The organism is Bartonella sp. AP11XZML, from assembly GCF_042196445.1.
Taxonomy (GTDB): domain Bacteria; phylum Pseudomonadota; class Alphaproteobacteria; order Rhizobiales; family Rhizobiaceae; genus Bartonella.
In genome coordinates this window covers 1-2,703 of record NZ_JBHIQF010000037.1, presented here as the reverse complement: position 1 = coordinate 2,703, position 2,703 = coordinate 1, and the positions used below count along the sequence as shown (strand labels likewise).

The following is a 2,703-nucleotide window of genomic DNA, read 5'->3' as shown; positions in this document are numbered from 1 at the left end:
GATGTTAACGTGCAAATTTATCCCCTCCATGCACCTATCCTTCTCTTTACGCATGAGGTGGAGAAAAGAAAAACAAGTCTAGACGATAAGGGTTTCTAATGGGATGTTACTGTTTTTTCCATTTTAGCACTTATAATGTAAGCTATTTGTTGACATTAACAGTATTTTACGCTATATAAAAGAATGATTAAAACGTTTAAAAGCAAAACATTGGCAGAATTATTCAAAACGGGAAATTCATCCAAGATTGATAAGAAACTGGTAAAACGTATCATGGTTCGTCTTGATCGTTTAGATATTTCTGAAAGACCAGAAGATATGAATCTTCCAGGATTCAACTTTCATTCTTTGATTGGATATTCACCCACTCGTTACACTGTCCACGTTAACGGACCATGGTGTATTACCTTTGAATTTGACTCATGTAATGCTTACCGTGTTGATCTTGAACAATATCACTAAGGATACAGTTATGAATGACATTCCTGCACAAAGAGATAAAAACCGTTGTCCTACTCATCCAGGAGAAGTTTTAGCAGAAATTATTCCTGAAACAGGCAAAACAAAATCAGAAATTGCGCAGATGCTTGGTATATCACGCCAACATCTCTACGATATTCTGAACGCAAAAAAGCCTGTTTCTCCTGCTATTTCGGCTTGTCTTGGCAAAATGTTTGGTGATGGAGCTGCTATATGGTTACGTATGCAAGCTAATTATGACGCTTGGCATGCTGAACGTGAAACAAATGTTAGCAAAGTTCCAACACTTCACGCTGTTTGATCTCTTCCTCACTCTCAAGGGATAATGTTTTATGGAATACTGGATAAATAATAATATCGAACAACATCCCCCGCTTTAAACATGTTCATCACTATTCAAAATGTCATCTAAACCACGATCTAAATCGTCTAATATATTTTGCGGTGCATCTGCATAAACAAAAGATTGTGCACCAGAACGAGATTTTACTAATTCATTATATAAATCGACAGGAAGCATAATGATTTTTTCACGCCCTCGTTTTGTCAAAGCAACAGGTGTTGACATAGCCTCGTCTAAAATATCGCCTGCCCCGCGATTTATATCTGTAAAACTACATTTTTTCATAACGATAGCCTTTTAATAGATAATACGTATTGTACGTATAATATGTATTATGTAAAGATGTTTTACAACGTACTGGAGAAAAAAGCACCCTTTTGTAACTGGAATAAGCCTTTCTCAAGGGTATCTATTAAACTCTTCCCCACTCAAAGCAGGGAAGAGAGATTATGTTTTTTACTTAAGCAACCTTTTTAATAGAGCTCTCGAAATTTGGTTCATAAGCGCGCAACAAAGAATCCATGCTATGCGGTAACTCTGAATCACCAAAATCTGTTAGAACTGTTAAGATTTTAAGTATGCTTGGCATCTCATCTTGAAGTTTTAAAATCAAAACCTTTTCTATCAATTCCATAACTTCAACTATAGCATTACAATTTTCATCTCCAATGCTTCGATGATTGGAAAACTGAGACAGCGCCATCCACAAATCGCATAAGAAATTGGTATCTATCTTCATTGCACACCTCCATGAATTTGCTCTCTTAAACATGCCAATCCTCTCGATGTGATTTTTGTTGAAGGGAGCACCTTTTCTGTACCATCCGGTCTTTGAATGGTGATAGCAGGGCAGTCCATGAATCCTTTCTTGATCTTATCCTGATAAGGTAATAGAAGCGCCCCTGGAGCCCGACGATAGACCCAATCATGTTTACGCAAGTAATCCGTTAAATCCTTTGGTCGTACCTCCAACATCTTTGCTGCTTCGATAAGACCAAACAACCCATCAGAGCGTTTTAAACCTTCCAAAGCATCTGCTTTTGGAGCCAATTCGGCAATAACATGATCTTTCTGCTCAATTTGACTTTGTAAGTGATTCAAGACGCCAAGTAATGCTTCGGGTTTAGAGTAGTCAACTTGTGGTGTTGTTACTTGTTTCAAAAGCCGTTCGCATTTGATAAAGTATTGACGCGCTTCATGCCCTTTATCATTACGCTCTATCATTGAAAGGTGTTTAGCCATGTCTAACGTAATGTAGTATTCTATGCTTGGGCGCCCACCTTTTTCTAAATTTTTAGAAAAACCTATAAAGTCTATATTTTCTCGAAAGTTACATTCTTTAATACGGTTTTTAATCCAGTCTGCAAACTTTGATGTAATCTCCAAAAACGCGTGTAACTCACGTGCATTAACAGTTTGAACAATCTCTTGATCGATAACCTGTTCTGATATTTCTATAAGTGTGTTCATTGTGAACTCCTTGTAGTTAGACGTTTTTCATTGACACTCTAAAAGAGTGCCGGGCGCTGAAAAACACGGCTACAAGTCCGTCGTCACACTTTTCCCGTTAGGGTATTGTATAGTGTAACCACACCCGACGAGGTTATTATATGCATGTAGCACATAATGAGTCAAAGTCTTTAAATGTCCAGAAGATTGATTATTTCGGCAATCAATCCGCTTGTAGTTTGTAAGGTGTTTTTCAAGCACCTGATTCAAAAATATACAGTACAGAAATAATGTCAAGCATCTTTCGATAATTTTTTTGTTTTTGGATGCCGAGCTCTGAAAAACACAGTTTTTTACCTCTCATTTTTCCCATTCATTTTCATTCACCAATATTTCAAAGGAGCATAAAGTATGGCAACAGGTTTTTTACA

At 37.1% G+C, this 2,703-nt stretch carries 5 protein-coding genes; 2 read left to right on the top strand and 3 right to left on the bottom strand.

What is annotated here, in order from left to right; translation table 11 throughout:
• The first annotated feature begins 183 nt into the window (after positions 1-183).
• A complete protein-coding gene (locus ACFIMG_RS03185; RefSeq protein WP_375618870.1) occupies positions 184-462 on the top strand; it encodes a type II toxin-antitoxin system RelE/ParE family toxin in 279 nt (92 codons plus the stop codon).
• A gap of 10 nt (positions 463-472) precedes the next feature.
• Complete coding sequence (locus ACFIMG_RS03180; RefSeq protein ID WP_273721170.1) at positions 473-781, top strand: HigA family addiction module antitoxin; 309 nt, start codon at positions 473-475, stop codon at positions 779-781.
• A gap of 75 nt (positions 782-856) precedes the next feature.
• Here the strand turns inward: ACFIMG_RS03180 and ACFIMG_RS03175 are convergent, their stop codons facing one another.
• The 3 genes from ACFIMG_RS03175 to ACFIMG_RS03165 form a co-directional block, all read right to left on the bottom strand.
• Positions 857-1,108, bottom strand: coding sequence for a type II toxin-antitoxin system prevent-host-death family antitoxin (locus ACFIMG_RS03175; protein ID WP_375678338.1), 252 nt, complete (start codon positions 1,106-1,108; stop codon positions 857-859).
• A gap of 175 nt (positions 1,109-1,283) precedes the next feature.
• Entirely contained in the window at positions 1,284-1,562 is a 279-nt protein-coding gene (locus ACFIMG_RS03170) for a hypothetical protein (RefSeq protein WP_375678337.1), read from the bottom strand.
• Positions 1,559-2,293, bottom strand: a complete 735-nt coding sequence (locus ACFIMG_RS03165) for an antA/AntB antirepressor family protein (protein WP_375678335.1) — start codon at positions 2,291-2,293, stop codon at positions 1,559-1,561. Before ACFIMG_RS03165 ends, ACFIMG_RS03170 begins: the two co-directional genes overlap by 4 nt.
• Between the last annotated feature and the right edge of the window lie 410 nt (positions 2,294-2,703).

Excerpts from the sequence above, each read along its gene's own strand:
- ACFIMG_RS03185 (WP_375618870.1), top strand. The coding sequence starts at position 184 with ATGATTAAAACGTTTAAAAGCAAAACATTGGCAGAATTATTCAAAACG.
- ACFIMG_RS03180 (WP_273721170.1), top strand. The coding sequence starts at position 473 with ATGAATGACATTCCTGCACAAAGAGATAAAAACCGTTGTCCTACTCAT.
- ACFIMG_RS03175 (WP_375678338.1), bottom strand. The coding sequence starts at position 1,108 with ATGAAAAAATGTAGTTTTACAGATATAAATCGCGGGGCAGGCGATATT.
- ACFIMG_RS03170 (WP_375678337.1), bottom strand. The coding sequence starts at position 1,562 with ATGAAGATAGATACCAATTTCTTATGCGATTTGTGGATGGCGCTGTCT.
- ACFIMG_RS03165 (WP_375678335.1), bottom strand. The coding sequence starts at position 2,293 with ATGAACACACTTATAGAAATATCAGAACAGGTTATCGATCAAGAGATT.